Here is a 24670-nt window from a genome sequence, read left to right as displayed (position 1 = left end):
GCTCGTTTGCTTGCTGCGAACTTTTATATGTTACCATATCTCGCAGCCCTTGTCAAGAACTTTTTTCGTCTTTCTGAAATTTCTTTCAGAAACTCGAAGCTTTATTCTTTGACTTGCCAGACGCAACTTTGATAGGATACCATAGCCGGTCGACCTTGTCAAGAACTTTTTTCAAGTTTCTGAATTCTTTTTCAGGGTTCTTCGAGCAAATTCTGACTTGCTCAACAAGCGCTCGATTAATATACCAAACCCAGTCAGAAAAGTCAACACCTTTTTTCAAATTATCTGCCTTTTCCCATGCCATCCGGCGCCTGACCAAGAAAACCGTTCTTTCCTTATTTATAATGTATAGGGCCGCGGGTTTCCGGCACCTGCTTTATATCTGCTTCAAATCATAGGGGGTGGTCTGGTACACGTAGTAATTGAGGAAATTGGTGTAGAGCAGCTGCCCGGCGCTCCGCCAGCGGACCACAGGGGGCCGGGAGGGGTCGTCTCCGGGGAAATAGTGGGCGGGGACCGCGATCTCCAGCCCCTTGTCCACGTCCCGGCGGTATTCCCGGGCCAGGGTATCCGCGTCATATTCCGGATGTCCCATGATAAAGAACTGCCGGGAGTCCTCCGTCTTGACGGCGAATACCCCCGCCTCCTCCGAGTCGGCAACCAGCTCCAGCCCCGGCGCCGCCAGGACATCCTCCCGGCTGACCTCGGTATACCGGGAATGGGGGGCGTAGAATTTGTCGTCAAAGCCCCGGAACAGGGGCGAGGAGGGCTTGAGCACCCGGTGCTCAAAGACGCCGAAGAGCTTTTTCTCCAGCTTCCGCTTTTGGATGCCATGGTGGAAATAGAGCCCCGCCTGGGCCCCCCAGCAGATATGGAGGGTGGAATGGACGTGGCGGGTGGACCAGGCCATGATCTCCTGCAGTTCGTCCCAGTAGTCCACCTGGTCAAAATCCAGATCCTCCACCGGGGCCCCGGTGATGATGAGGCCGTCAAAGTTGCGGTCTTTGACCTGGTCGAAGGTGGTGTAGAAGGACTCCAAATGGTCCTCATCGGTGTGCTGGGACTGATAGCTGGCCGTCCGCAGAAGCTCCACCTGGATCTGGAGGGGGGTGTTGGACAGCTTGCGCAGCAGTTGGGTCTCGGTGACGATCTTGGTGGGCATCAGGTTGAGGATCAGCACATTCAGCGGGCGGATATCCTGGTGCATGGCCCGGTATTCGGTCATGACGAAGATGTTCTCCCCCTCCAAAACGGAGCGGGCGGGCAGGGAATCGGGAATACGGATCGGCATGGATCATACCTCCAGGCGTTTTTCGGTTCATTCAATGGATATCATTATAAAGGTTTTCCGGCCCCCGCGCAACCGCCAGGTCTTGTTTGAAGCCGGAGAAATCGCCGGATTATTTATATATAGAGGAAAGATCCGCCCCGACAGAACCGAAAAAGCCCACACAAACACCAACCCCCCGGCCATCCAACGTGACCGGGGGGTTACTGCTGAGTGGGTTCTACCAAATTGTTTTACCTTCACTTTCTACGGGATGTTTGCATCGCTGAAATCGGAGAACTGGGTCAAAATCCTCGCTTTGCAGTTACCTTGGAACTTACTTGAGCACTTCGGGTTTCCTTCGTCGACGATCCTTCGCTTCAGATGGGTTTGCCGGTGCTTGGCCTCACACTTGTGAGAAAGTTCGGACTCTGCTCTTGCCTGGAATTTGCCGGTTCTGATTTCGCTTTGCCGGGATACCTCTTGATTCCTAGGGATGGGTTTTGGACCTTCGCTGGGATATCACTTCGGTTTCCCTTTCCAGAAAGGGTTCTTTTGCTCAGGCTTCCTAGCCCATTGGATTCACCTCTTTCTTTCTGTCTGTATTGTACAATATGCTCCCGGTTTTGTCAATACCTTTTTATAACTTTCTTCTAAAAATTTTCTGCTTAGTGCCCCTCTTCCCTTTCGCCGAACCCCATGGTATAATGAGTCAATTCTTTGTTTTTTACCCTTTCCAAAGGAGAAAAGGAGGTCCCTTATGACCGTACAGGCGCTGATCGACACCCTCTCCCTCACCGTCTTTCACCTGGCCGACGGGGAGACCCCCGTCACCGGGGGCTATTGCGGGGACCTGCTGAGCTGGGTCATGGGCCGGGCGGGGGAAGGCTGCGTGTGGTTCACCATCATGTCCAACGCCAACGTGGCCGCGGTGGCCTCCCTGGCCGGCGTGGCCTGCGTCCTTCTGACCGAGGGGGTGGCGCCGGATGAGGATCTTTTGAAGAAGGCCCGGGCCCGGGGGGTCAATCTGCTGGGCTGCGGCATGGGGACCTATGAGGCCGCCGTTCTGGCCGCCAAGGCCCTGGAGGCCGGGGTATGAGGCTGGCCTTCGATCTCCACATGCACTCCTGCCTCTCCCCCTGCGGCGGGGCGGAGAATACCCCCGCCGACCTGGCGGCCATGTGCGCCCTGGCGGGGCTGGACGTGGTTGCCCTCACCGACCACAACACCGTGGGCAACTGCGCCTCCTTCTGCTCCGCCGCCGCCCGCCACGGCCTGCTGGCCCTCCCCGGCATGGAGCTGACCTGCCGGGAGGAGGTGCATGTGATCTGCCTCTTCCCCAACCTGGACCGAGCCGGAGCCTTCGGGGAATACGTGAGGAGGAAGCTGCCGCCCATCCCCAATGACGAGGCCCAGTTCGGCCCCCAGCTTCTCATGGACGACGGCGACACCGTCCTGGGGGAGGAGACCGCCTTCCTGGCCGGGGCCGCCGACATCGGGATTTATGACGCCGCCGCCCTTACCGCCTCTTACGGCGGGGTGGCCTATCCCGCCCACATCGACCGCCCCGCCTTCTCCCTGCTGGGGGGCCTGGGCCTCTGGGATCCCGCCATGAGGTTCCCACTGGCGGAGGTCACCCCCCGCTGTCCCCCGGAGCTGGCCCACCGGCCAGACCTGGCCGGGGTGAAGCTCATCGTGGACTGCGACGCCCACTACTTACACCAGATCCCCGACGCCCATCAATATATGGACCTCCCTGTGCGCACCCCCCAGGCCGTGTTGGACTGGCTCCGCCGGGGCGGAATTTGACGCCACTTCCCGTATCTTGGGAGGTGACGTCATTTTTTACGATGTTTGCCTTGGCTAACCTGTGTATGATAGGTTACTATGTACATATCTTTGCAACCCTTTTCCGGGTACCCGGCGGTGCCCACCACCAATAAGGAGGGAGACCCTACATATGCCCAATGTGAAAACCGCAGTCCCCTACCGGGGAACACCAGAGCAGGAAGAAAAGCTCCGGCAGGTCATCGACTCCCATAAGGGCCAGCCCGGCGCAACCATGCCCGTGCTCCAGGCCGCCCAGGAGATTTTCGGCTATCTCCCCGAGGAGGTCCAGATCATGATCGCCGAAGGGCTGGATATCCCGCTGAGCGAAGTCTACGGCGTGGTGTCCTTTTACACCCAGTTCAACCTGAATCCCAAGGGCCGCTATCAGATCTCCGTATGCCTGGGCACCGCCTGCTACGTCAAGGGCGCGGGGGACATCCTGGAGGCGGTGCAGCAAAAGCTGGGCATCGGCCCCGGAGGCATTACGAAGGACGGAAAATTCTCCCTGGACGCCTGCCGCTGTATCGGCGCCTGCGGCCTGGCCCCCGTCATGATGATCAACGAGGATGTCTACGGCCGCCTCACCCCCGCCCAGGTGGGCCCCATCCTTGATATGTATAAGTAATGAAAGAGCTGGCCCTCTATTTCCTGGACATCGTGAAAAATTCCACCGCCGCCGGCGCCGCCCGGGTGGGCATCACCCTCACCGAGGATGAGGGGCGCGTCCTCACCGCAGTCATCACCGACGACGGCCGGGGGATGTCCCCGGAATTTCTCGCCGCGGTGGCGGACCCCTTCACCACCACCCGGACCACCCGGAGCGTGGGGATGGGCATCCCCCTCTACCGCATGGCAGCGGAACTCACGGGCGGGTCCCTCTCCCTGGCCAGCGCCCTGGGCCGGGGCACCACGGTGACGGCGGTGTTCCATCTGGAGCACCTGGACTGCCCCCCCATGGGGGATCTGCCCGGGGCGGTGGCCCTCATGGTCCAGGGGAGTCCCGGCGTGGACTTCACCCTGACCCACACCACCCCCGCAGGGAGCTATACCTTTGATACCGCAGAGGTCCGGGAGCTGCTGGGGCCGGAGGTCCCTCTGGATTCCCCCGAGGTCTTTCTCTGGATCGGGGAATATCTGGCCGAGCAGGAAAAGAGCCTTTTGCCTTCTCCAAAGGCTTCCCCCGGGGGAAGCTGTCAGCAAAGCTGACCGATGAGGGAGAGCCCCTTCTGTCTCCGGGTTTCCGCCCGCCCCGCCGCTCCCCTCATCCGCCCCTTCGGGGCACCTTCCCCCAGGGGAAGGCTTTTATACCTCATATCTAGTAAGGAGTGAACCAATTTGAAGAGCCTGGAAGAACTGAAAGCCATCCGGGAAAAGATGAAGCAGCAGATGGACATCCGGGACCAGTCCAGCGACAACATCCGGGTGGTGGTCGGCATGGCCACCTGCGGCATCGCCGCCGGCGCCAAGCCCGTGCTGGCCGCTTTTCTCGAGGAGATCGACCACCGGGGCCTCCACAACGTCACCGTGGCCCAGACCGGCTGCATCGGCGTGTGCCGCTTGGAGCCCATCGTGGAGGTCTACGTCCCCGGCGAGGAAAAGGTCACCTACGTGAAAATGAAGCCCGATATGGTCCCCATCGTGGTGGGCGAGCACCTGGTCAATCACCGGGTGGTCACCGAGTACACCATCGGGGCCGCGGAATAAGGGGGGCAGGCGTATGAGCAGGATTCGTTCCCACATCATGGTGTGCTGCGGCACCGGCTGCACCTCCTCCGACAGCCCCAAGATCATCGACGCCTTTGAGGAGCAGCTCCAGAAGGCCAAGCTGGATAAGGAGGTCAAGGTGGTCCGCACCGGCTGCTTCGGCCTGTGCGCCATCGGCCCCATCGTCATGATCTTCCCCGAGGGTGCCTGTTACAGCCGGGTCACCCCCGAGGACGTGCCCGAAATCGTCCATGAGCATCTGGTGAAGGGGCGCATCGTCAAGCGCCTCCTCCACATGGAGGGGGACGGCGGCGACGCGGTCACCTCCCTGGCCGACACCCAGTTCTACCAGCACCAGCAGCGCATCGCGCTCCGGAACTGCGGCGTCATCGACCCCGAGTCCATCGACGAGTACATCGGCGCCGACGGCTATCTGGCCCTGGGCAATATCCTGGAGAACAAGGTGGACCCCCAGGCTGTGGTGGACGCCATCAAGGCCAGCGGCCTGCGGGGCCGGGGCGGCGCTGGCTTCCCCACGGGCACCAAGTGGCAGTTCACCAAGGACGCCATCAGTCCCGACGGCATCAAGTACGTCTGCTGCAACGCCGACGAGGGTGACCCCGGCGCCTTCATGGACCGCTCCGTGCTGGAGGGCGACCCCTTCTCCGTGCTGGAGGCCATGACCATCGCCGCCTACGCCGTGGGCGGCACCGACGGTTACATCTACGTCCGGGCCGAGTACCCCATCGCCGTCAAGCGGCTCCAAAAGGCCATCGAGGAGGCCCGGGACTACGGCCTGCTGGGCAAGAACATCCTGGGCTCCGACTTCTCCTTCGACATCGAGCTGCGGCTGGGGGCCGGCGCCTTCGTCTGCGGCGAGGAGACCGCCCTCATGACCTCCATCGAGGGCCACCGGGGTGAGCCCCGGCCCCGCCCCCCCTTCCCGGCGGTGAAGGGCCTCTTCCAGCGGCCCACCCTCCTCAATAACGTGGAGACCTACGCCAACATCACCTGGATCCTGAACCACGGCGCGGCGGAGTTCGCCGCCATCGGCACCGAGAAGTCCAAGGGCACCAAGGTCTTTGCCCTGGGCGGCAAGATCACCAACACCGGCCTCGTCGAGGTCCCCATGGGCACCACCCTGCGGACCATCGTGGAGGACATCGGCGGCGGCGTGCCCGGCGGCAAGAAGTTCAAGGCCGCCCAGACCGGCGGCCCCTCCGGCGGCTGCATCCCCGCCCAGCTCATCGACACCCCCATCGACTACGACTCCCTCACCGCCATCGGCTCCATGATGGGCTCCGGCGGCCTCATCGTCATGGACGAGGACAACTGCATGGTGGACATCGCCAAGTTCTTCCTCTCCTTTATCGTAGACGAGTCCTGCGGCAAGTGCGCCCCCTGCCGCATCGGCACCAAGCGGCTGTACGACCTCCTCTGCAAGATCACCGACGGCAACGGCACCATGGAGGATCTGGACACCATCGAGGAGCTGTGCTACCACCTCAAGGAGTCCGCCCTGTGCGCCCTGGGCCAGTCGGCCCCCAATCCGGTGCTGTCCACCCTCCAGTACTTCCGGGAGGAGTACATCTCCCACGTGGTGGACAAGAAATGCCCCGCCGGGGTGTGTAAGAACCTCATCCGCTACTACATCCAGCCCGATAAGTGCCGGGGCTGCTCCCTGTGCGCCCGCAACTGTCCGGCCAGCGCCATCACCGGCGCCCTCAAGGCTACCTATACCATCGATATGACCAAGTGCATCAAGTGCGGCGTGTGTATGTCCAACTGCCGCTTTGACGCCATCGTGAAAATGTAAGGGGGATGGAAGAAATGGAACAGAAAATGGTAAGCCTGACCATCGACCGCATCCCCGTCACCGTCCCCGAGGGGACCACCGTCCTGGAGGCGGCCCGGTCCGCCGGCATCAAGATCCCCACCCTGTGCTTCCTGAAGGACGTCAACGAGATCGGCGCCTGCCGGGTGTGCGTGGTGGAGGTGAAGGGGGCCCGGAGCCTGATGGCCTCCTGCGTCTACCCCGTCAGCGAGGGGATGGAGGTGCTGACCAACACCGCCAAGGTGCGCCACTCCCGTCAGCTCACCCTGGAGCTCATCTTGTCCAACCACCGCATGGACTGCCTCACCTGCGCCCGGAACGCCCATTGTGAGCTGCGGCAACTGGCCGCCGACCTGGGCATCGACGCCGTACGCTACGCCAACGACCAGCTGCCCCCCCAGGTGGAGGCCACCGCCCTGCACCTGGTGCGGGACAACTCCAAGTGCATCCTCTGCCGCCGCTGCACCGCCATGTGCCGGAAGGTCCAGGAGGTGGGGGTCATCGGGTGCAACGACCGGGGCTTCGCCACCCACGTGGGCTGCGCCTTCGACCGGGACCTGGCCGAGGTGGACTGCGTCTCCTGCGGCCAGTGCATCGTGGCCTGTCCCACCGGGGCCCTGGCCGAGCAGGACAGCACCGCTCAGGTGATGGCGGCCCTCCACGACCCCAACAAGCACGTGGTGGTGGGCCCCGCCCCCTCCGTCCGGGTCACCCTGGGCGAGTGCTTCGGCCTGCCCGTGGGCACCAACGTGGAGGGCAAGATGGTCACCGCCCTCAAGCGGCTGGGCTTCGACAAGGTCTTCGACGTGGACGCCGCCGCCGACTTTACCATCATGGAGGAGGGTACCGAATTCCTCCACCGGCTGGAGACGGGCGGCCCCCTCCCCCTCATCACTTCCTGCTCCCCCGGCTGGATTCGGTACTGTGAGCAGCACGCCCCCGACATGCTGGAGAACCTCTCCTCCTGCAAGTCCCCCCAGCAGATGTTCGGCTCCCTGGTGAAGAGCTATTATGCCCAGGAGGCAGGCATTGACCCCAAGGACATCTTCGTGGTGTCCGTCATGCCCTGCACCGCCAAAAAGTACGAGGTCAACCGGCCCGAGCAGCGGCTGGCCAACGGCTGCATGCCGGTAGACGTGTCCCTCACCACCCGGGAGCTGGCCCGGCTCATCACCCAGGCGGGCATGATGTTCGACCACCTGCCCGACGGGGAGTTCGATCCCCTGCTGGGGGTGTCCACCGGCGCCAGCGTCATCTTCGGCGCCACCGGCGGCGTAATGGAGGCCGCCCTGCGCACCGTGGTGGAGAAATTCACCGGCGGCGAGATGGCCCCCCTGGAGTTCACCGAGATCCGGGGCATGGAGGGGGTCAAGGAGGCCAGCTACCACCTGCCCGGCCGTGTGGTCCGGGTGTGCGCCGCCTCCGGGCTCTCCAACATCAAAAAGGTGCTGGACGGCATCCGGGACGGCTCCCTGCGCTACGACTTCGTGGAGTTCATGGCCTGCCCCGGCGGGTGCATCAACGGCGGCGGCCAGCCCCTCCACTCCTCCGACGTGCGCTCCTTCACCGATCTGGCCTCCCTCCGGGCCAAGGCCCTCTATGACCAGGACAAGGCCATGTCCCTGCGCAAGAGCCACGAAAACCCGGTGGTCAAGGAGATCTACACCTGCTTCCTGGGTGAGCCGGGAGGCCCCCGGGCCCACGACCTGCTCCACTGCACTTACGTGCCCCAGACCCGTTACCGTACGGACAATCAACTCTAAGAAACAGGAAGGGACAGACACTTTTCAGTGTCCGTCCCTTCCTGTTTTTGAAGCGCATCGTGATGTAGGATGATGAACGGTGAGTAACTGGGTGAATGGACCTTACTTGGCCAGCTCGGCCCCCAGGGCTTTGCAGGCGGCCAAGCCGTCAGCGTCTGGGGCCTCATAGCAGGCCAGGCCCTCGTCTCCGACCAGGTTTGCTCCATCGCTTTGGGCGCGCTCGTACCAGTCCCGCATCCACTGGCCGTCGGCCCAGGAGTAGGAGCCGAACAGAGCCACCTTCTTCCCGGAGAGCCTGCTCTCCAACGCGGTAAAAAAGGGATCGAACTCCCCCTCCTCCAGCTGTTCGGCGCCCATGGCGGGACAGCCCAGGGCCAGCGCGCCATATTCGGCGGCGGCATCGGGGGTAATCTCGGAGACCTGGAACAGGTCCACCTCGGCACCCGCTCCCCTGGCTCCCTCCGCCACCGCAGCGGCCATCTCCTCCGTATTGCCGGTGCCGGACCAGTAGATCACAGCGATCTTGCTCATGTGTTGTTTCTCCTTTCAGAATGTAATAACAGGTCGGAATATGCCGTTCTCAAATTCAGGCCGTTCTGGCCCGGGCCCCGCCGAAGAGCTGGCTCAGGGTAAAGCCCCGCTCCAGCCGGGCCCAGAGCTGGTCCCGGCACCGGCGGAACTGGGCGAACCGCCGTTTGGCCCCCTCCACGTCGTGGTACACTTTCCAGTCCCCCCTCAGCTTGCAGCGGGTACCGTCCACATCGGTGAGGAACCCCTCCACATCCTCCGGGGGATAGCCCAAAAACAGGCCGATCTCATGGGGAAAGCCCTCAGACTCCTCCAGACGGCGGATCAGGCACCGCAGCATCATGGGCAGCGATGCCCCCACCGGGTAGCCCGTGACCTTCAGGATCGCCCGGGCCCCGGGCTGGTCCAGGGCCCGGCGCAAAAGCGCCTCCCGGTAGACCAGCAGCAGCGCCCCGCGGGGGCAGCGGCACAGCACCAGGAACCTGGGCCCGTCCTCGCCCATCCGGGCGTTATACTGCCCGGCCAGGCGGGGCAGCTCCGGGAACTCTTCCGCCGAAAGGGACATCAAACAGGCGGGTTTCAGCCCCGCCAGCGCGGGAGCACAGTGCCACACCACCGTCTGCTCAAATCTCCGGGAATCCATTGGCCACCTCCAAATAGTTAGCTAAAGCTAACCTTTTTGTAAAAAGGAACGGGGCTTTGACAGTTCATAGTCTGCTTTCTCCCCGGTCCAATGGTTAGTTGTTGCTAACTTCAGTATAAAAGTACCACATCTCACCAAAGCTGTCAAGCTATTTTCTCGTCTTTTTTCTTCCGCGCCCCGGGATGGGCCTCCGAAAAACACCCCCGGAAAGGGCTGGACATCTGGCGGAGGGCATGATAAAATAGCCGCATAGCGGCTATTTTGCCTGATTTCAGATCTCCATCCAAGCGGCGCTTCGCATGGTTATTTGGAACAGGTATAAACTCTTTTAAGTATGGCAGGTGTTCAGAGAATGAGCGACAAGCCCCAGGTCGGTGTGCGCTACTGCGGCGGCTGCAATCCCCGGTATGACCGGGTCAAGCTGGTAAAACGGCTGGAGGCGGCCCTGCCGGAGATGGAATTTGTCCCCGCCGAGGACGGAGTGCCCTACGCCGCCGCCCTCATCGCCAACGGCTGCACCAACCGGTGCACCAACGTCTCCGGCCTGGCGGTCCCCGAGGCCCGGCAGGTGCCCCTGGCTGGGGACCTGGACTTCATCCCCGCCCAGGAAAAGCTCAAGGAACTGGTTTTCGGCGGGGAGGCCAAGAGCCTGACCCACGAGGAGGTGCTGACCGTCCTCCCCCACCGCTCCCCCATGCTCCTCATCGACACGGTCAGCCGCCTGGTCCCCGGCAGCGAGGCGGTGGCCTCCCTCTACATAGATCCCAAATGGGATATCTTTCAGGGCCACTTCCCCGGCCGGCCCGTGCTGCCCGGTGTCTATTCCCTGGAGGCCATGGCCCAGTGTGCCGACCTGATCGTTCTCTCCCTGGACCGCTACGCCGGGAAGGCCCCCCTCTTCGCCGGGGCGGAGAAGGTCTTTTTCCGCCGCCCCATCTCCCCTGGGGACACCGTGGAGCTCCACGCCAGTCTTTTGAGTGAACGCGCCGAATTCGGCATGGCCGTCTGCAAGGGCCGGGCCTTTGTGGAGGGCAGTTTGTGCGCCGAGGCCGAGGTCACCCTGGCCATGCGCTGATCCCGACCCATCCGGGAGGTTTTCCCTCCCTTTGGTATATTTAGAACAGAACTGAGGAGGAACACCCCAATGACCAATCTGGAGAAATACGACAAGCTCTTTATGGAAAGCTTCCGGGTGAAGGCCGAGGACCTGCCCACCATCACCTACCGGGGCATCCCCGCCTGGGACAGCGTGGGCCATATGGAATTCATGAGCGCCCTGGAGGAGATGTTCAAGATCAGCCTGTCCACCCTGGACGTGCTGGACTTTTCTTCCTACGAGAAGGGCAAGACCATCCTGGCCAAGTACGGCGTGGAGCTCTGATCCCCATGGACATCCTGCGCTGGACCGATCCCCTGGCCGAGGGCAACTGCTACGTCTGCGCCGAGGGGGACAGAGCGGTGGTCATCGACCCCTGTCATCCCCAAGGCCCCGCTTCTCTTCTGGAGGAGCGGGGTCTTGTCCCAGAGTGGATCCTGCTCACCCACGAGCACTGTGACCACATGCTGGGCCTGGAGACCCTGCGCCGCAAGTATCCCGACGCCCCCGTGCTCTGCTCCGGGGCCTGCGACGCCGGACTGCGGAACAAGCACCTCAACATGTCCGCCATGATGGAGGTCTACCTCACCTTCAAGGGCAAGCCCGGGGCCCACTATCCCCCCTTCGTCTGCGCCCCGGCGGACCAGACCTTTGAGGACGAATACACCATGACCTGGCAGGGGCACACCCTCCGGCTCACCCCCCTGCCCGGCCATACGCCGGGCAGTATTTGTATCCGCTGGGACGGGGACATCCTCTTCTCCGGCGACTACCTCATCCCCGGGGAGGCGGTCATCACCCGGCTCCCCGGCGGGGACACCGAGGCCTACGAGCGTCTGGCCAAGCCCTGGCTGGCCGCGCTGGAGCCCGGCCTTTGGATCTATCCCGGCCACAAGGACCCCTACATCCTGACCCAGGAGGTGAAAGATTTTTATGGACTATGACGCCCTGCTGGCCAAGGACCCCTTTGGCCTGGCCCGCTCGGAAAAACGGGCCCTTTTCTCCGAGGGGCTCACCGAACTCACTGCCCACCACCGCGCCCACTGCCCCCCCTACGCCGCCCTGCTGGACGTGCTGGGGACGCCGGAGGGGCCCCTCTCCCCCGAGGAGGTACCCTTCCTCCCCGTGTCCGCTTTCAAGGATCTGGAGCTGCGGAGCATCCCGGAGAAACAGATCTTCAAGACCGTCACCTCCTCCGGCACCACGGGGCAGCGGGTGTCCAAAATCTACCTGGACGCCGGCACCTCGGCCAACCAGCAGAAAACCCTGTTCCGCATCGTCTCCCAGCTGGTGGGCCCGGAGCGGCTCCCCCTGCTCATCATCGACTCCAAAAAGGTCCTCCGGGACCGGGCCATGTTCTCCGCCCGGGGGGCGGGCATCCTGGGCTTCTCCATCTTCGGCTCCCCCATGCGCTACGCCCTGAACGACGATATGGAGCTGGACGTGGAGGCGGTAGAGTCCTTCCTGGAGGAGTACAAGGGCCGGAAGATCCTCCTCTTCGGCTTTACCTTCATGATCTGGAAGCACTTCTGCCAAGCCCTGCGGGAAAAGGGCCTGCGTTTGGACTTTGGGGACAGCGTCCTGGTCCACGGCGGCGGCTGGAAAAAGCTCAGCAATGAGGCAGTCTCCCCCGCCGAGTTCAAGCAGGTCCTCCGGGACGTGGCGGGCATCTGGCGGGTGGTGGACTACTACGGTATGGCAGAGCAGACCGGCTGCGTCTATCTGGAGTGCCCCGAGGGCCACCTCCACGCCAGCTCCTACTCCGACATCCTCATCCGCCGCCCCGCCGACCACGGCGTCTGCGCCGTAGGGGAGCCGGGAGTCATCGAGGTTTTGTCCCTCCTTCCAAAGTCCTACCCCGGCCACGCCCTTCTCACCGAGGACATGGGCGTCCTGCTGGGGGAGGACGACTGCCCCTGCGGCTGGAAGGGCAAGTATTTCACCATCACGGGCCGGATCCCGAAAGCGGAAGTAAGGGGGTGCAGCGATACCTATGGCGGCTGATACGATTACGGTGCTGGCCGGAACGGCTTGCCCCAAAGCCGAGGCCTGGGGAGTCTTTGATCCCCGGGTCCTGGACTTTTTCGACCACTTCTCTTCCGCCTTCCGCTCCTCCCCCCTGGCTGGGGACACGGAGGCGGCCTCCTTTGCCTTTTGGTGCCGCCGCTCCCGGATGGAGGAGCTGAAAAAGCGGCACGAGGGGGCCCTTCGGGTGGGCCGGGGGCTTCTCTTCCACGTGCCCCCCGCCAACGTGCCCCTCCTCTTCGCCTACTCCCTGGCCGTGGGCATGCTCTCCGGCTGCGCCAACCTCCTGCGCATGTCCTCCCGGCTGGAGGAGCGGGGACGGCTGTTCTGCGCCCTTCTGGACCAGGTCCTCTCCCGCCCGGAGCACGCCGGGCTGAGGGCCCGCACCGGCCTTGTCTCCTATCCCCGGAAGGAGGAGGACCGCACCGCCGCCTACCTCATGGAGGCGGACGGCAAGGTGGTCTGGGGCGGGGACGCCACGGTGGAGGCCATGCGGAGGTTTCCCATGAAGCCCGGGGCGGTGGAGCTGGTCTTTCCCGACCGGTGGTCCCTGTGCCTCATGAGCGAGGCCCATGTGACCAACCTGTCCCAGGCCGATCTGGACCTGCTGGCCCACCGCTTCTATAACGACACCTACCTCATGGACCAGAACGCCTGCTCCAGCCCAAAGCTGGTGCTGTGGCGCAAGGACCTGCCCGACGGGGCCGCCGCCAGGGAGCGTTTCTGGGCGGCCCTGGAGCGGAAGGCGGCCCAGGCCTACGACCTCACCCCCTACAAGGCGGCCCGGAAGTACGAGGCCCTCTGCGAGCTGGCCATGACCCAGCCCGGCCTGGGCCCGGTCCGCCGGGCGGGGAACCTCCTCTACCGCCTGCCCCTGCAGTCGGACGGGGTGGACCTGGGCCGGTGCCATCTGGCCTTCGGCGCCTTCCTGGAGCGTGAGATCGACGCCCTGGAGGACATGGCCCCCTTCGTCACCCAGCGGACCCAGACCCTAACGGTGGCCGGCATCCCGCCCCGGGAGGCCGCCGGGGTCATCGCCCGCCTGGCCCTTCCCGGCGTGGACCGGGTGGTAAACGTGGGCCAGGCCATGGAATTTGACCTCACCTGGGACGGGAAGGACCTGATCACAGCCCTGTCCCGGGTCATCAACTGTTAACAGGAGGGATCCTTATGGCGCTCTTTACCGCCGAACCCGGCTGGGCCGGGCGTACCCTGTGCGTTTCCGACACCGGCCTCACCCTCACCTACGGCGACCTGGACGCCTTCGCCGGCCGCTTTGCCGCCGGGGCGGAGGGCCGGAGCCTGGGCTTCCTCCTGTGCGAGAACACCCCCGGCGTCCTGCTGGCCTACCTCTCCTGCCTCCGGCTGGGGGCGGTGCCCGTCCTCCTGGACGCCCACATTGACCCCGCCCTGCTGGCTGAACTGACGGCGGCTTACTCCCCCGCCTGGGTCTTTCTGCCCGGCGACGTTCCCCAGGAGAGCCGAGACAGCCTGGGCCCCACGGAGGGCGTGCTGGCCGAGTACGGCTGTGCCCTCCTGCGGCGGACCGGGGCGGTCTCCCCCGCTCTTCACCCTGATCTGGCTGTCCTCCTCACCACCTCCGGCTCCACCGGGAGCCCCAAACTGGTACGGCAGAGCCGGGCCAATATCGAGGCCAACGCCCGCTCCATCGCCGAATACCTGGAGCTCACCGACACCGAGCGGCCCATCACCACCCTGCCCATGAACTACACCTACGGCCTGTCCATCGTCCAGAGCCACGCCCTGGTGGGGGCCGCCATCCTCCTCACCACCCACGGCGTGCTGGAGGGGGACTTCTGGCGGTTCTTCCTGAAGGAGAGGGCCACCTCCCTGGCCGGGGTGCCCTACACCTATAAAATGTTCCACCGGCTGCGCCTCACCGGCATGGACCTGCCCTCCCTGCGGTACATGACCCAGGCCGGGGGCAAGCTCCCCGAGGAACTCCATCAGGTCTTTGCCCAGTGGTGCGCCGACACCGGCCGCCGGTTCTACGTCATGTACGGCCAGTGCGAGGCCACCGCCCGGATGGGCTATCTGCCCTATCAGAACGCTTTGAGCAAGGTGGGCAGCATGGGCATCCCCATCCCCGGCGGCTCCTTCCGCCTCACCGACGACAGCGGCGCCCCGGTCCCTGAGGGGGAGGTGGGAGAGCTCATCTACCACGGCCCCAACGTCACCATGGGCTACGCGGCCTGTGCCGCCGACCTGGCCCGGGGCGACGACTGGCAGGGGGTCCTCCACACCGGCGACATGGCCCGGCGTGACCCCGACGGCTACTATTACATCGTGGGCCGGAAAAAACGGTTCATCAAGCTCTTCGGCAACCGGGTGGGCCTGGACGAGTCGGAGCGGCTCCTCTCCGCCCGCTTCCCGGAGGCGGAGTTCGCCTGCACCGGGCGGGACGACCTTATGACCATCTTCACCGACAGCTCCGATCCGGAGCTGCCCCAGGCGGCCATCGACTACCTCTCCGGCGTGACCCACCTGGCCCGCTCGGGCTTCTCGGTGACGGCGGTGGACGCCATCCCCAAAAATGAGGCGGGCAAGACCCTCTACACCGCCCTGCCAACCAATCCCTGAGGAGGTACCCCTATGATCGGCTTTACCCATTATCTCCCCACTAAACTGCTCTTTGGAGAGGGGCAGCTCCGGCGGCTGGGCCGCCAGGCCCTCCCCGGCAAACGGGCCCTGGTGGTCACCTCCCCCGGCCAGGTCAAGCGGGGGGAGGCCCTGGCGGAGACCCTGGCCCAACTGGAAAAAGCGGGGGTGTCCGCCTCGGTCTTTGACGGCGTCTCCCCCAACCCCACCGCCGCCCAGGCCGCCCAGGCCGCCGAACAGTGCAGGGCGGAGGGATGCGGCTTTCTGGTGGGCCTGGGGGGCGGCAGCTCCATCGACACCGCCAAGGCCGCCGGGCTGCTGCGCGCCAACGGTGGGCAGTGGCGGGATTACGGCGACCGCAAGCCCTTCTCCCAGCCCGGCCTGCCCGTGGTGGCCATCCCCACCGCCGCCGGTTCCGGCGCCGAGGTGAGCCCCTGGGCCGTCATCACGGACGAGGAGAGCGGCCTCAAGGCCGGGCTGGGCCGCCTGGACGGCGCCCCCGTCCTGGCGGTGGTGGACCCCTCCCTCACCCGCTCCATGCCCCTGCGGCAGACCGCCTACCAGGGCTTTGACGCCCTCTTTCACGCCATTGAGACCGTCATCAACAAAAACAGCGACCCCATGAGCGAGATGTACGCCCTCAAGGCTGTGGAACTGCTGGCCCAGGGCCTCCCCGCCGTTCTGGAGGAGGGCTCCGACCTGGAGGCCCGTGCACAGGTCTCCCTGGGCGCGGTGCTGGCAGGGATGGGGATGCGCTCCTGCTCCGCCCACGCCCTGGAGCACGCCCTTTCGGGCCGCCACCCCTCCCTTCCCCACGGGGCGGGGCTCCTGGCCCTGGCCCTCCCCTACTACCAGCACTTCGCCGACCGCCACGCCTGTGACGGGGCCTTCGCCAAGCTGGACACCGCCCTCAACCGGGGCCACTTCCCCAAGGCCCTCTCCCGGCTCATGGATCAGTGCGGGATGGGGGAGATCAGGCTCAGCGAGTACGGCGTCACGCCGGAGGAGCTGCCCGCCCTGGCCGCCGAAGCCAAGGAAACCGCCCCCTATCTCTTCTTCAACGACCCCGCCCCCCTCACCGATGAGGAGGCCGTGGCCATCCTCCGGGCCGCTTACCGGTAACCGCTCCGGCCCCTCCCGGCAATATCACCGGGAGGGGCCGGAATTCGTTTTTATTATTGACATATGTCAATAATGGTGCTACCATAGAGCCAAATCAAAGGAGGCGCTTTCATGAAGATCGCGGTCACTTACGAGGACGGCCAGGTGTTCCAGCATTTCGGCCACTGCGGACAGTTTAAGATCTACGACGTGGCGGACAACAAGGTGGTCTCCGCCCAGGTCCATGACACCCAGGGCAGCGGCCACGGGGCCCTGGCCGGGTTCCTGGCGGAGCGCGGCGTGGACACTCTCATCTGCGGCGGCATCGGCGGCGGCGCCCGGGCCGCCCTGGCCCAGGCCGGCATTCAGCTCTACCCCGGTGTCTCCGCCCCGGCCGACGCCGCCGTGGAGGCTTTGCTCGCCGGCTCCCTCTCCTTCGACCCGGATACCGTATGCGCCCATCACCACGAGGGCGGCCACACCTGCGGCGATCACGGCTGTCACGAGGACAAGGCGGGCTGTTCCGGAAACCATTGAGCCGCTAAAAAGGGACGGACTGTCCATACAGTCCGTCCCTTTTTCGGCCGCTGTTCACACCTCGGAAGGCTCCGCGCCCATTTTTCCGCTCTTGCCCAGGCGGCCGTAGCGCAGGGTCCGCTCCGCCAAAGCCTGCCACCTGGCCGAAAAACTCAGCTTCATGCCGTTGGTCATCCAGATGTGGCCGTCCCGGATCACCTCGATGGCGTCCAGGCTCACCAGAACGGTGGCCCCGGTCCGCAGGAACCGGTCCATTTCCAGCAGCGGAGCCACATTCTTGGAGAAGGGGACCCGGGTGGTACAGCTGAGCAGCTGACTCCCGTCGTTCAGCCACAGGCGGAAGCGGTGCCCCTCGGCCCGGCACAACATGATGCTGTCCGCCTGGACGATCCGCACCCCTCCCTTGGTGTTGACGGTAAAGGTGTTTCTCTCCGATCCGGCCAAGGCCCGGAGGCGGCTTTCCAGCTCCGCCTCGTCCCGCGCCTTCTCCACCCTGACTTCCAGCCCGGGCGCCTTTTTCCGGCAGCGGGAAAGCACCGTCTGGATGTCCACTGTCGCCGGACATACGATCACAGTCACACCCATGACCTATCACCTGCTTTCCAGTCGATCTACTTTTATTTTACAGGAAAGCGGGGCCGAGCGGCCGATATCTTCCGTGCAGATACCGGTTATTTTTCGTGTAATTTTGAATTTTCTGGAAGGTCACAAATAATTTTTCCCTGTCTCACACAAATATTTGGAAACTCACATCTCTAAATTTACAAGCCCTGGCCCCCATGATACACTATCGACATATCCCGCGTAAAAAAGGAGCGCAGCCACATGAATATCGCACTCTGCGACGACAGTCCCATTGAACTCGAGGAGATCCGGGGATATCTGGAGGAATACCGGTGCCGGCGTCCCTTCCCCTCCCTCACCCTTTTCCCCTTTGAGCATGGCGAGGACCTTCTGCGGGCGGCGGAGCGGATCCCCTTCGACCTGTGCCTGCTGGATATCCTCATGCCCGGCCTCTCGGGGATCGAGACCGCCCGGATGCTGAAGTCCATCCGCCCCGCGGCGGCGGTGGTCTTTCTCACCAGCACCCCGGATTTCGCCCTGGACGCCTTTCAGGTCCGGGCAAAAAACTACCTGCTCAAGCCGGTCCAGGCCGATCCCCTCTACGCCGCGCTGGACGAGCTGCTGGCCGCTCCCCGTCCGTTTCCCGTGGAGCTGGCCGCCGAGGGCGGCGCATCGGTGGTGGTGGCCGTCGACCGGGTCCTCTACCTGGAGTGCACCGACCACCGGGTCTTTTACCATCTCACCGACGGGACCTGTATCCGCGGCCGGACCATCCGGGTCCCCTTTCTCTCCGCCGCCGCGCCTCTTCTGGAGAGCGGCCTCTTCCTCCAGCCCCACCGCTCCTATCTCATCAACGCCGAACATATCCTCCGGCTTACGGGCCAGTCCGTGATTTTGTCCGATGGGACGGAGATCGCCGTCTCCCAGCTTCGGAGGAGGGAATTCCGCCAGCAGTACATGGACTACCTGTCCGGTGACCGCCCTTGACGGCGGCGCTGGATCTTATGGCCTCCGCGCTCATCGGCGCCATGGCGGTGGCCTATATGTACGCCCTCAACGACCGCTGGCGTGTCTCCCTCCAGGCCCGGGTGGTGCTCTTTCTCCTGGCGGGCCCGGCCGCGCTCTGGTTTGGCCTGTCTCCCTTCATGCGGGCCCTGCCCGTCGTCGTCCGGGTCGCTTTGTACTGGCTCGTCCTTCTGCCCGTCTGCTGGTCCTTCAGTGCGGTGCGGGACGCCCGGTTCCTCTTTGTGGCCGCCACCAGCCTGCTCTTCACCTACCTGAGCACCACCGTGTGCAGCATGGCCTGCTTCTATCTTCCCATCCACCGCACCCTGCTGCGCCTTCTCCTCGACGGGGCCTTTCTGGCGTTTCATATCGGGGTCTTTCGCCCCGTCTTTCAGGAGGTTTACCACACCCTGAAGCGGGGCTGGCTGGTTTTTTCCCTCATGCCCATATGCCTGTGCAGTCTGTTCCTGTTCCTCCTGCTGACCCCGAACTACGACGCCCGCCGCGGCCTTCCTTATGTACAGGTCTTTACCTATCTGCTGGCCCTTCTGTCCCTGATCTTTTACTGGGCCTCCTTTTACTTTTTTCAAAAGCTGGGGCATTGGCAGGAGAGCGAGGTGGACAGCGCGGTCCTCACCGCCCAGGTGACCGCTCTGGCCCGGCCCCGGGAGGCCGACCTGGCCGCCGAGGAACAGCGGCGCATCCTGCGCCATGACCTGCGCCACTATCTGCACATCCTGTCCTCCTGCCTCCGTGCGGGAGACGGCCCCGCCGCCCTGCAAACCATGGAGGCGATCCGCGCCGGCCTGCGCTCCGCCGGGCTGGAGGAGGAGGTCCGCCATGGCCAGTGATTCTTTCTGGAGCTGTCTGTGCGCCATATCCACCATGCTGACCGGATGTCTTTTCGCCACCCTCCTGGTGGACGACTGGCGTTTTTCCAAGGAAAGGCTTCGGATCATGATCCCCGCCATCCTTCTCCTGACTGCCCTGGCCCAGGTCCTATGCTTCCGCTTCCTGGACCTGAACCGCGCCAACCTGGCCGTTACCTATCTCGACGTGGCCGTCCTCCTTCTGGCCCCGGCGCTGGTCCACTGGCGGAAGGGGCGGCTCCTCTTCTCCATGGCGGTTGCCTATTCCTTTACTTTCAGCACGGTATTCTTTTCCCATCTGCTTTTTCCCAGCTTCGGCCCGGAAAATCTGGCGGTCCGTCTCATTTCCCTGGCTGTGATGGCCCTCTTCCTGGCCCGGCGGTTCGGCCCCAGCCTGCGCCGCGCCTTTCAAATCGAGATCGGCGGATGGTACGGGCTGTCCCTGATCCCCCTGCTGTTCGCCTTTCTCTTTTTCACCCAGACCTCCGGCGTGTTCCGCTCGCCTGTGCTCCCCCCTCAGGATTCCCTGCAGCTCGACCAGCTCTTCCCCAGCATCCCGGAAGCCGCCGTCTACTGCGTCCTGCTGGTGCTCCCCCCATGCGCCTACATGGTCTTTTATCAGTTTTTCAACAGCCTTCTCCGGCACTACGCCGGTTTCCGGGAGCGGACCGTGCGCTCCGCCCAGCTGTCCGCCCTGAAGGCCCACCAGGACAAGGCCCAGCAGCAGCGCAGGCTGGATGAGCGGCTCCTCTCCCTCCTGCGCGCCCGCCTGGATGAGGTGGAGGCTCAGATCCGCCAAGCCGACCTCCCGGCGGCGCTGTCCCTCGCTGAGGAACTGGAGGCCCGGGCGGATACCGTACTGACGTCTTTCTCCCGCCAGCGGTATGCCGAGAATCCCATCCTGGACGCGGTGCTGGGGGAGTACGCCGCCTGGACCGCGGAGCACGGCGTGGCCCTCACCATCCGCTTTGACCTGCCCCAGCGGCCCCTATTAGACCCCGCCGCCCTGGCGGTGGTTCTCTCCAACGCGCTGGAAAACGCCGTGCGTGCCTGCCTGGACCAGGCGGAGGGGCGGCCCCGCTCCATCCGCCTTTTCACCCGGAACACGGCCGAGCAGTTTTTTCTTCAGGTCGAAAACACCTGTGACGGCCCCGTGGTCTTTGATCCCGCCACCGGCTTTCCCAAGGCCATGCGGGACGGGCACGGCTACGGCACTCGCAGCATCGCCGCCTTTGCCCGCCAAAACGGCGGTTCTCTGCGCTATGAGTGGCGGGACGGGGTGTTCCGGCTACAAATGCTCATTTAAAAAGACCGGCCCATTCCGAAGAATGGACCGGCCTTTTTCATTTATTTTCCACCTGCCGCCGTCAGTCCGCTTCCTCCCGGCGGCAGCAGCCCGTCCCCCGGCACTGCCTGCCCCGGGGGCAGACCTGGTAGGCCCCGCCGTCCACCCGCAGGCGCTTGCCCTCCACCAGGGCTGCGGCCAGCTTTTTCCGGGCGGAATCGTAGATGCCCTGGACCGTGGCCCGGCTGACGCCCATTCCGGCGGCGGCCTCCTCCTGGGACAGCCCCAGGTGGTCGATGAGGCGGACGGCCTCGTACTCGTCCACCCCCATCTCCACCTGGCCGGTGCAGGCCCCCTCGCCGGGTCCGAACTCCTGGAACTGAGGCAGGGCGCATACGCGCCTGCATTTGACCGGACGGGCCATCTTCCTCACCTGCCTGACTTGCGTTTTCTCCATTTTACAACTTTCCCGCCACAAGTCAAGCACAGGCGTTCACCCTACGCCCAACAGAATGAGGATAATGCCGTACACTACGCTGGCCGAGATGCCGAAAACCAGCACCGGCCCGGCGATGACGAACATCTTGGCCGCCACGCCCATTACAAGGCCCTCGCTCTTGAATTCCAGCGCCGGGGACACCACGGCGTTGGCAAAGCCGGTGATGGGCACCAGGGTGCCCGCTCCGGCGTGCTTGGCGATGTTGTCGAAAATCCCCAGGCCCGTGAGCAGGGCGGCCAGGAAGATAAGGGTCACGGACACCGCCGCCGCCGCGTCGTCCTTCTCCAGGTCAAAGTATTGGTAGAGATTCAAAAGCCCCTGGCCCAGCACACAGATCAGCCCGCCCACGCAGAAGGCCCAAGCGCAGTTTTTCCAGCAGGGAGAGGGCTTGGACTTGGCGTTGACATATTTTCCATAATCCTGATTGGTCATGTCCATGGTTCGCGCCTCCTTTTCCAGGATAGTTTGCCCCCGGGAGGAAAAATCATTCATCCCACCGTTTTCAGCAGTTCCTCAGCGGAGACGCCGAACAATTTCGCCAGCGCCAGCAGGTTGGACGTGCTGGGGTCGGAGTCGCCGCTCTCCCACTTGCTCACCGCCTGCCGGCTGACCCCGATGGCCTCCGCCACGAACTCCTGGGTCATCTTGCACCGGGTGCGGTGTTCCCTCAGTGTCTCCCCCAACGATTTTCGCACTTCGGACTTCTCCTCCCGCACCGTTTTTGATCGCAGATACTTGGTCAGCGCCCGGATCAGCTGGACCAGCAGCACTACAAAGCCGCCCAGCAGGGCCAGGGAAAACAGCCCGATTATGATCGTTGCCAATGACGTATCCATTTATGTTCCGCCTTTCCGATTTAGGATGACATCAGCTTACCAAACGGATCAGGGCGCGTCTATCAACTATCCCGCAAATTTCGGTTGCGTCTGGGTTGCGGGCTCTATTTTCCCCGCGCCCAAGCCTCCAACAGTGCCAAAGAAGCCCGGTCCGTTGCGTCAAAGGAGCAGCTGATCCCCCGATACGTCTCGCTGTCCGGCCCCTCCTTTTTCTTCACCATCGCGCACATCATTTTCATCATCATCTTGTCCAAAAAGCCCATATTCTCATAATCCAGGCCGCCCCTGAGATAGAAGCAGGGCAGGCCGACCCCCTCCAAGCTCCGCTCCAAGGTCGGACCCAGGCTGGGGTCATCGGCGGGACAGGCCCCCACGGCAAAGACCGCCACCCGCTTCCCCTCCAGTTCAGGCAGCTTCGCCTTCAGCCAATCAAGGCCCTTCAGCGCCCCGGCGTGGAGAAAATCACCATAGAGGACCGTGTCGAAGCCGGAGAGCTCCACCTTGTCCCTATCCTCGTACGCCGCCGCTTCGCAGCCCAGGTCCTCCGCCAGCCATTGGGCGTAGCGCTTGGTAAAGCCAGTCCTGCTGCGGTAAATCACTATGGCGTTCATTCCTGTTCCTCCCTCATCTGCCTCAAAAAAATTTCATAGGCCTCCTCCAGCCGCTCTGCGGCCTCTTCTCCCAAATCAGCCCCCGACGCCAGCAGGAACCCCAGGCCCATAGAGTAGAGAATCATGTGCAGGTGCAGGTTCTTGGCCTTCTCTTCCGAAAGGCCCGTGGTCTGGGCTAGGCCTGCGGCCGCCTCCGGGGATGCCTCCCGGCGGTACAGCTCCTCCATGGAGCCCACCTCCTCCTGGCGGCGGAGGAAAAAGATCCGATAGAGCCGCGGCTCTTCCCGGGCCAGCTCCAGGTAGGCCATGCCCGTGGAGCGAAAGGGGTCGGCGGGGTCCCGCCGGGCAGCCGCGTACTCCCGGACGAAGTCCGCCGTCCGCGCCTCCACCGCCCGGCACAGGCCCTCCATACTGCCGCAGTAGCTATAAATAGGCTGGACGGAACAGTTCAGCACCCTCGCCACATTCTTCACCAGCACCGCCTCCATTCCCTCCCGCCGGGCCAGTTGAAAGGCGGCCTCCACCACGGCCTCCCGGGTAACGCGCTGTTTCGGCATATCCTCATCTCCAATATATAAATAGTTTATATAAACTATTTATATATCATTTTTATTGCGTTGTCAAGAGAAAGAACCGGGTTCTCCCCATGGGGAGAACCCGGTTCTTTCCGTAATTCACTTGTTCTGGGGGATGTCGGGCAGGGAGTCGAAGCCCTTTTGGAGCTCCTCGTCCGTAGGGACATGGTCGGTCATCCTGCCGTCCAGATAGGCGGCGTAGGCCGTCATGTCAAAGTAGCCGGTGCCCGTGAGGCCGAAGAGGATGGTCTTGGCCTCCCCCGTCTCCTTACACCGCATGGCCTCGTCCATGGCCCCCTTGATGGCGTGGGCGGACTCGGGGGCGGGGAGGATGGTCTCCAGCTTGGCGAAGCGCACCGCCGCCTCAAAGACCTCGGTCTGCTTGTAGCTCACCGCCTCCATCTGGCCGTCGTGGTAGAGTTTGGAGAGGATGGGGCTCATGCCGTGGTAGCGAAGGCCCCCAGCGTGGTTGGCGGAGGGGATGAACCCGGCCCCCAGGGTGTACATCCGGGCCAGGGGGGTGACCTTGCCCGTGTCGCAGAAATCGTAGGCGTATCTCCCCCGGGTGAGGGAGGGGCAGGAGGCGGGTTCCACCGCCACGAACCGGGTGCCCGGCCGCTTCCCCGTCAGCTTATCCCGCATGAAGGGGGCGATGAGGCCGCCCAGGTTGGACCCGCCCCCGGCGCAGCCCACCACGATGTCGGGATACTCCCCCAGCTCGTTCATGGCTGTCTCGCACTCCAGGCCGATAATGGACTGGTGGAGAAGCACCTGGTTGAGGACGGAGCCCAGCACATAGCGGCTGTTTTGGGCGGAGACGGCGGACTCCACCGCCTCGGAGATGGCGCAGCCCAGACTGCCGGTGGTGTCCGGGTCCTCCGCCAAGATCTTTTGGCCCACCTGGGTGGTCATGGAGGGGGAAGGGGTCACCTTCCCCCCGAACACCCGCATCACGTCCTTGCGGAAGGGCTTTTGCTCATAGGAGCACTTGACCATGAACACATCCAGGTCCAGACCGAAGTAGGAGGCGGCCTCGCTCAACGCCGTGCCCCACTGGCCGGCGCCGGTCTCGGTGGTGAGCCGGGTGATGCCCTGGGCCTTTGCGTAATAGGCCTGGGCCACGGCGGAGTTCAGTTTGTGGGAGCCGGAGGTGTTGTTGCCCTCAAACTTGTAGTAGATTTTCGCCGGGGTGCCCAGGGCCTTCTCCAGGTTATAGGCCCGCACCAGGGGGGAGGGGCGGTACATCTTGTAGACCTCCCGGACGGCCTCGGGGATGTCCACGAACTCGGTCTTTCCGTCCATCTCCTGGTGGGCCAGCGCCTCGCAGAAGATGGGGTAGAGCTCCTCCTCCTTCAGGGGCCGGAGGGTGCCGGGGTTGAGCATGGGGTCGGGCTGCTCCTTCATGGCGGCGCGGAGGTTGTAATACTGCCGGGGGAGCTGCGCTTCGGTCAAATACAGGCGGTGGGGAATGGTTTTCAT

General features: G+C 63.9%; 29 protein-coding genes. 18 read left to right on the top strand and 11 right to left on the bottom strand.

All coding sequences use genetic code 11. From position 1 onward, the window contains the following. Positions 1–85 precede the first annotated feature (85 nt). Together AAEU42_RS02680 and metA are read right to left on the bottom strand one after the other, a co-directional pair. Positions 86–304, bottom strand: a complete 219-nt coding sequence (locus AAEU42_RS02680; RefSeq protein WP_342231981.1) for a hypothetical protein — start codon at positions 302–304, stop codon at positions 86–88. Positions 305–376: 72 nt separating this feature from the next. Further along, positions 377–1291, bottom strand: coding sequence for a homoserine O-acetyltransferase MetA (gene metA, locus AAEU42_RS02675; RefSeq protein WP_342231980.1), 915 nt, complete (start codon positions 1289–1291; stop codon positions 377–379). Positions 1292–2027: 736 nt separating this feature from the next. On the opposite strand from metA, the gene AAEU42_RS02670 reads away from it, so the two are divergent. From AAEU42_RS02670 to AAEU42_RS02640, 7 genes are all read left to right on the top strand, one after another. After that, positions 2028–2366 (top strand): DRTGG domain-containing protein, encoded by a 339-nt coding sequence (locus tag AAEU42_RS02670; protein ID WP_342231979.1) that lies wholly within the window; start codon positions 2028–2030, stop codon positions 2364–2366. Next, complete coding sequence (locus AAEU42_RS02665) at positions 2363–3076, top strand: PHP domain-containing protein (RefSeq protein WP_342231978.1); 714 nt, start codon at positions 2363–2365, stop codon at positions 3074–3076. Before AAEU42_RS02670 ends, AAEU42_RS02665 begins: the two co-directional genes overlap by 4 nt. A 151-nt stretch (positions 3077–3227) precedes the next feature. Beyond that, complete coding sequence (gene nuoE, locus AAEU42_RS02660) at positions 3228–3722, top strand: NADH-quinone oxidoreductase subunit NuoE (protein WP_342231977.1); 495 nt, start codon at positions 3228–3230, stop codon at positions 3720–3722. 32 nt (positions 3723–3754) lie between these two features. Continuing rightward, positions 3755–4303: an ATP-binding protein gene (locus AAEU42_RS02655; protein WP_342231976.1), complete on the top strand. Its 549-nt coding sequence runs from the start codon at positions 3755–3757 to the stop codon at positions 4301–4303. A 129-nt stretch (positions 4304–4432) separates the two neighbouring features. Continuing rightward, a complete protein-coding gene (locus tag AAEU42_RS02650; RefSeq protein ID WP_342231975.1) occupies positions 4433–4801 on the top strand; it encodes a (2Fe-2S) ferredoxin domain-containing protein in 369 nt (122 codons plus the stop codon). 13 nt (positions 4802–4814) lie between these two features. Further along, positions 4815–6617: an NADH-ubiquinone oxidoreductase-F iron-sulfur binding region domain-containing protein gene (locus AAEU42_RS02645; protein ID WP_342231974.1), complete on the top strand. Its 1803-nt coding sequence runs from the start codon at positions 4815–4817 to the stop codon at positions 6615–6617. A gap of 14 nt (positions 6618–6631) precedes the next feature. Beyond that, complete coding sequence (locus tag AAEU42_RS02640) at positions 6632–8398, top strand: NADH-dependent [FeFe] hydrogenase, group A6 (RefSeq protein ID WP_342231973.1); 1767 nt, start codon at positions 6632–6634, stop codon at positions 8396–8398. Between the two features lie 102 nt (positions 8399–8500). Here AAEU42_RS02640 and AAEU42_RS02635 read toward each other — a convergent pair whose 3' ends face one another. Then, positions 8501–8929 carry a flavodoxin gene (locus AAEU42_RS02635; protein ID WP_342231972.1) on the bottom strand — a complete coding sequence of 143 codons (429 nt, stop codon included), beginning with the start codon at positions 8927–8929 and terminating at the stop codon, positions 8501–8503. 55 nt (positions 8930–8984) lie between these two features. Then, a complete protein-coding gene (locus AAEU42_RS02630; RefSeq protein WP_342231971.1) occupies positions 8985–9569 on the bottom strand; it encodes a DUF3793 family protein in 585 nt (194 codons plus the stop codon). 352 nt (positions 9570–9921) lie between these two features. On the opposite strand from AAEU42_RS02630, the gene fabZ reads away from it, so the two are divergent. From fabZ to AAEU42_RS02590, 8 genes are all read left to right on the top strand, one after another. Beyond that, the gene (gene fabZ, locus AAEU42_RS02625) at positions 9922–10644 is read left to right on the top strand and encodes a 3-hydroxyacyl-ACP dehydratase FabZ (RefSeq protein ID WP_342231970.1); all 723 of its coding nucleotides are present in this window, start codon (positions 9922–9924) and stop codon (positions 10642–10644) included. A gap of 69 nt (positions 10645–10713) precedes the next feature. Next, positions 10714–10950, top strand: a complete 237-nt coding sequence (locus AAEU42_RS02620) for an acyl carrier protein (RefSeq protein ID WP_342231969.1) — start codon at positions 10714–10716, stop codon at positions 10948–10950. Positions 10951–10955: 5 nt separating this feature from the next. Beyond that, the gene (locus tag AAEU42_RS02615) at positions 10956–11609 is read left to right on the top strand and encodes an MBL fold metallo-hydrolase (protein ID WP_342231968.1); all 654 of its coding nucleotides are present in this window, start codon (positions 10956–10958) and stop codon (positions 11607–11609) included. Continuing rightward, complete coding sequence (locus AAEU42_RS02610) at positions 11599–12669, top strand: LuxE/PaaK family acyltransferase (protein WP_342231967.1); 1071 nt, start codon at positions 11599–11601, stop codon at positions 12667–12669. Before AAEU42_RS02615 ends, AAEU42_RS02610 begins: the two co-directional genes overlap by 11 nt. Next, positions 12659–13846, top strand: a complete 1188-nt coding sequence (locus AAEU42_RS02605; RefSeq protein ID WP_342231966.1) for an acyl-CoA reductase — start codon at positions 12659–12661, stop codon at positions 13844–13846. Before AAEU42_RS02610 ends, AAEU42_RS02605 begins: the two co-directional genes overlap by 11 nt. Before the next feature lie 14 nt (positions 13847–13860). Beyond that, on the top strand, positions 13861–15291 hold the full coding sequence (locus AAEU42_RS02600; RefSeq protein ID WP_342231965.1) for an AMP-binding protein: 1431 nt from the start codon (positions 13861–13863) through the stop codon (positions 15289–15291). 12 nt (positions 15292–15303) lie between these two features. Beyond that, positions 15304–16431, top strand: coding sequence for an iron-containing alcohol dehydrogenase (locus AAEU42_RS02595; RefSeq protein ID WP_342231964.1), 1128 nt, complete (start codon positions 15304–15306; stop codon positions 16429–16431). A 111-nt stretch (positions 16432–16542) separates the two neighbouring features. Further along, entirely contained in the window at positions 16543–16947 is a 405-nt protein-coding gene (locus tag AAEU42_RS02590) for a NifB/NifX family molybdenum-iron cluster-binding protein (RefSeq protein ID WP_342231963.1), read from the top strand. 54 nt (positions 16948–17001) lie between these two features. On the opposite strand, the gene AAEU42_RS02585 is transcribed toward AAEU42_RS02590, so the two are convergent. Next, positions 17002–17532 (bottom strand): hypothetical protein, encoded by a 531-nt coding sequence (locus AAEU42_RS02585; protein WP_342231962.1) that lies wholly within the window; start codon positions 17530–17532, stop codon positions 17002–17004. 240 nt (positions 17533–17772) lie between these two features. Between AAEU42_RS02585 and AAEU42_RS02580 the strand changes: the two genes are divergently transcribed. The 3 genes from AAEU42_RS02580 to AAEU42_RS02570 are packed head-to-tail and all read left to right on the top strand — an operon-like array spanning position 17773 to position 20691. Continuing rightward, the gene (locus AAEU42_RS02580) at positions 17773–18498 is read left to right on the top strand and encodes a LytR/AlgR family response regulator transcription factor (protein WP_342231961.1); all 726 of its coding nucleotides are present in this window, start codon (positions 17773–17775) and stop codon (positions 18496–18498) included. Beyond that, positions 18495–19367, top strand: coding sequence for a hypothetical protein (locus tag AAEU42_RS02575; protein WP_342231960.1), 873 nt, complete (start codon positions 18495–18497; stop codon positions 19365–19367). Before AAEU42_RS02580 ends, AAEU42_RS02575 begins: the two co-directional genes overlap by 4 nt. Beyond that, positions 19357–20691, top strand: a complete 1335-nt coding sequence (locus tag AAEU42_RS02570) for an ATP-binding protein (protein WP_342231959.1) — start codon at positions 19357–19359, stop codon at positions 20689–20691. Before AAEU42_RS02575 ends, AAEU42_RS02570 begins: the two co-directional genes overlap by 11 nt. Before the next feature lie 61 nt (positions 20692–20752). Here AAEU42_RS02570 and AAEU42_RS02565 read toward each other — a convergent pair whose 3' ends face one another. The 6 genes from AAEU42_RS02565 to AAEU42_RS02540 all read right to left on the bottom strand — a co-directional run bounded on the left by AAEU42_RS02565 (position 20753) and on the right by AAEU42_RS02540 (position 24670). Next, on the bottom strand, positions 20753–21094 hold the full coding sequence (locus AAEU42_RS02565; RefSeq protein ID WP_342231958.1) for a DUF134 domain-containing protein: 342 nt from the start codon (positions 21092–21094) through the stop codon (positions 20753–20755). A gap of 69 nt (positions 21095–21163) precedes the next feature. After that, positions 21164–21607, bottom strand: a complete 444-nt coding sequence (gene spoVAC / locus AAEU42_RS02560) for a stage V sporulation protein AC (protein WP_342231957.1) — start codon at positions 21605–21607, stop codon at positions 21164–21166. A 50-nt stretch (positions 21608–21657) separates the two neighbouring features. Then, on the bottom strand, positions 21658–21993 hold the full coding sequence (locus tag AAEU42_RS02555; protein ID WP_425288191.1) for a helix-turn-helix transcriptional regulator: 336 nt from the start codon (positions 21991–21993) through the stop codon (positions 21658–21660). A gap of 116 nt (positions 21994–22109) precedes the next feature. Further along, positions 22110–22616, bottom strand: a complete 507-nt coding sequence (locus AAEU42_RS02550) for a flavodoxin domain-containing protein (protein WP_342231955.1) — start codon at positions 22614–22616, stop codon at positions 22110–22112. Beyond that, the gene (locus AAEU42_RS02545) at positions 22613–23173 is read right to left on the bottom strand and encodes a TetR/AcrR family transcriptional regulator (RefSeq protein WP_342231954.1); all 561 of its coding nucleotides are present in this window, start codon (positions 23171–23173) and stop codon (positions 22613–22615) included. Before AAEU42_RS02545 ends, AAEU42_RS02550 begins: the two co-directional genes overlap by 4 nt. A gap of 117 nt (positions 23174–23290) precedes the next feature. Further along, positions 23291–24670 carry a TrpB-like pyridoxal phosphate-dependent enzyme gene (locus AAEU42_RS02540; protein WP_342231953.1) on the bottom strand — a complete coding sequence of 460 codons (1380 nt, stop codon included), beginning with the start codon at positions 24668–24670 and terminating at the stop codon, positions 23291–23293.

This window comes from Pseudoflavonifractor phocaeensis (assembly GCF_038439875.1).
Taxonomy (GTDB): domain Bacteria; phylum Bacillota; class Clostridia; order Oscillospirales; family Oscillospiraceae; genus Vermiculatibacterium.
The sequence above is the reverse complement of the archived record's forward strand: the minus strand, read 5'-3'. Positions and strand labels throughout refer to the sequence as shown.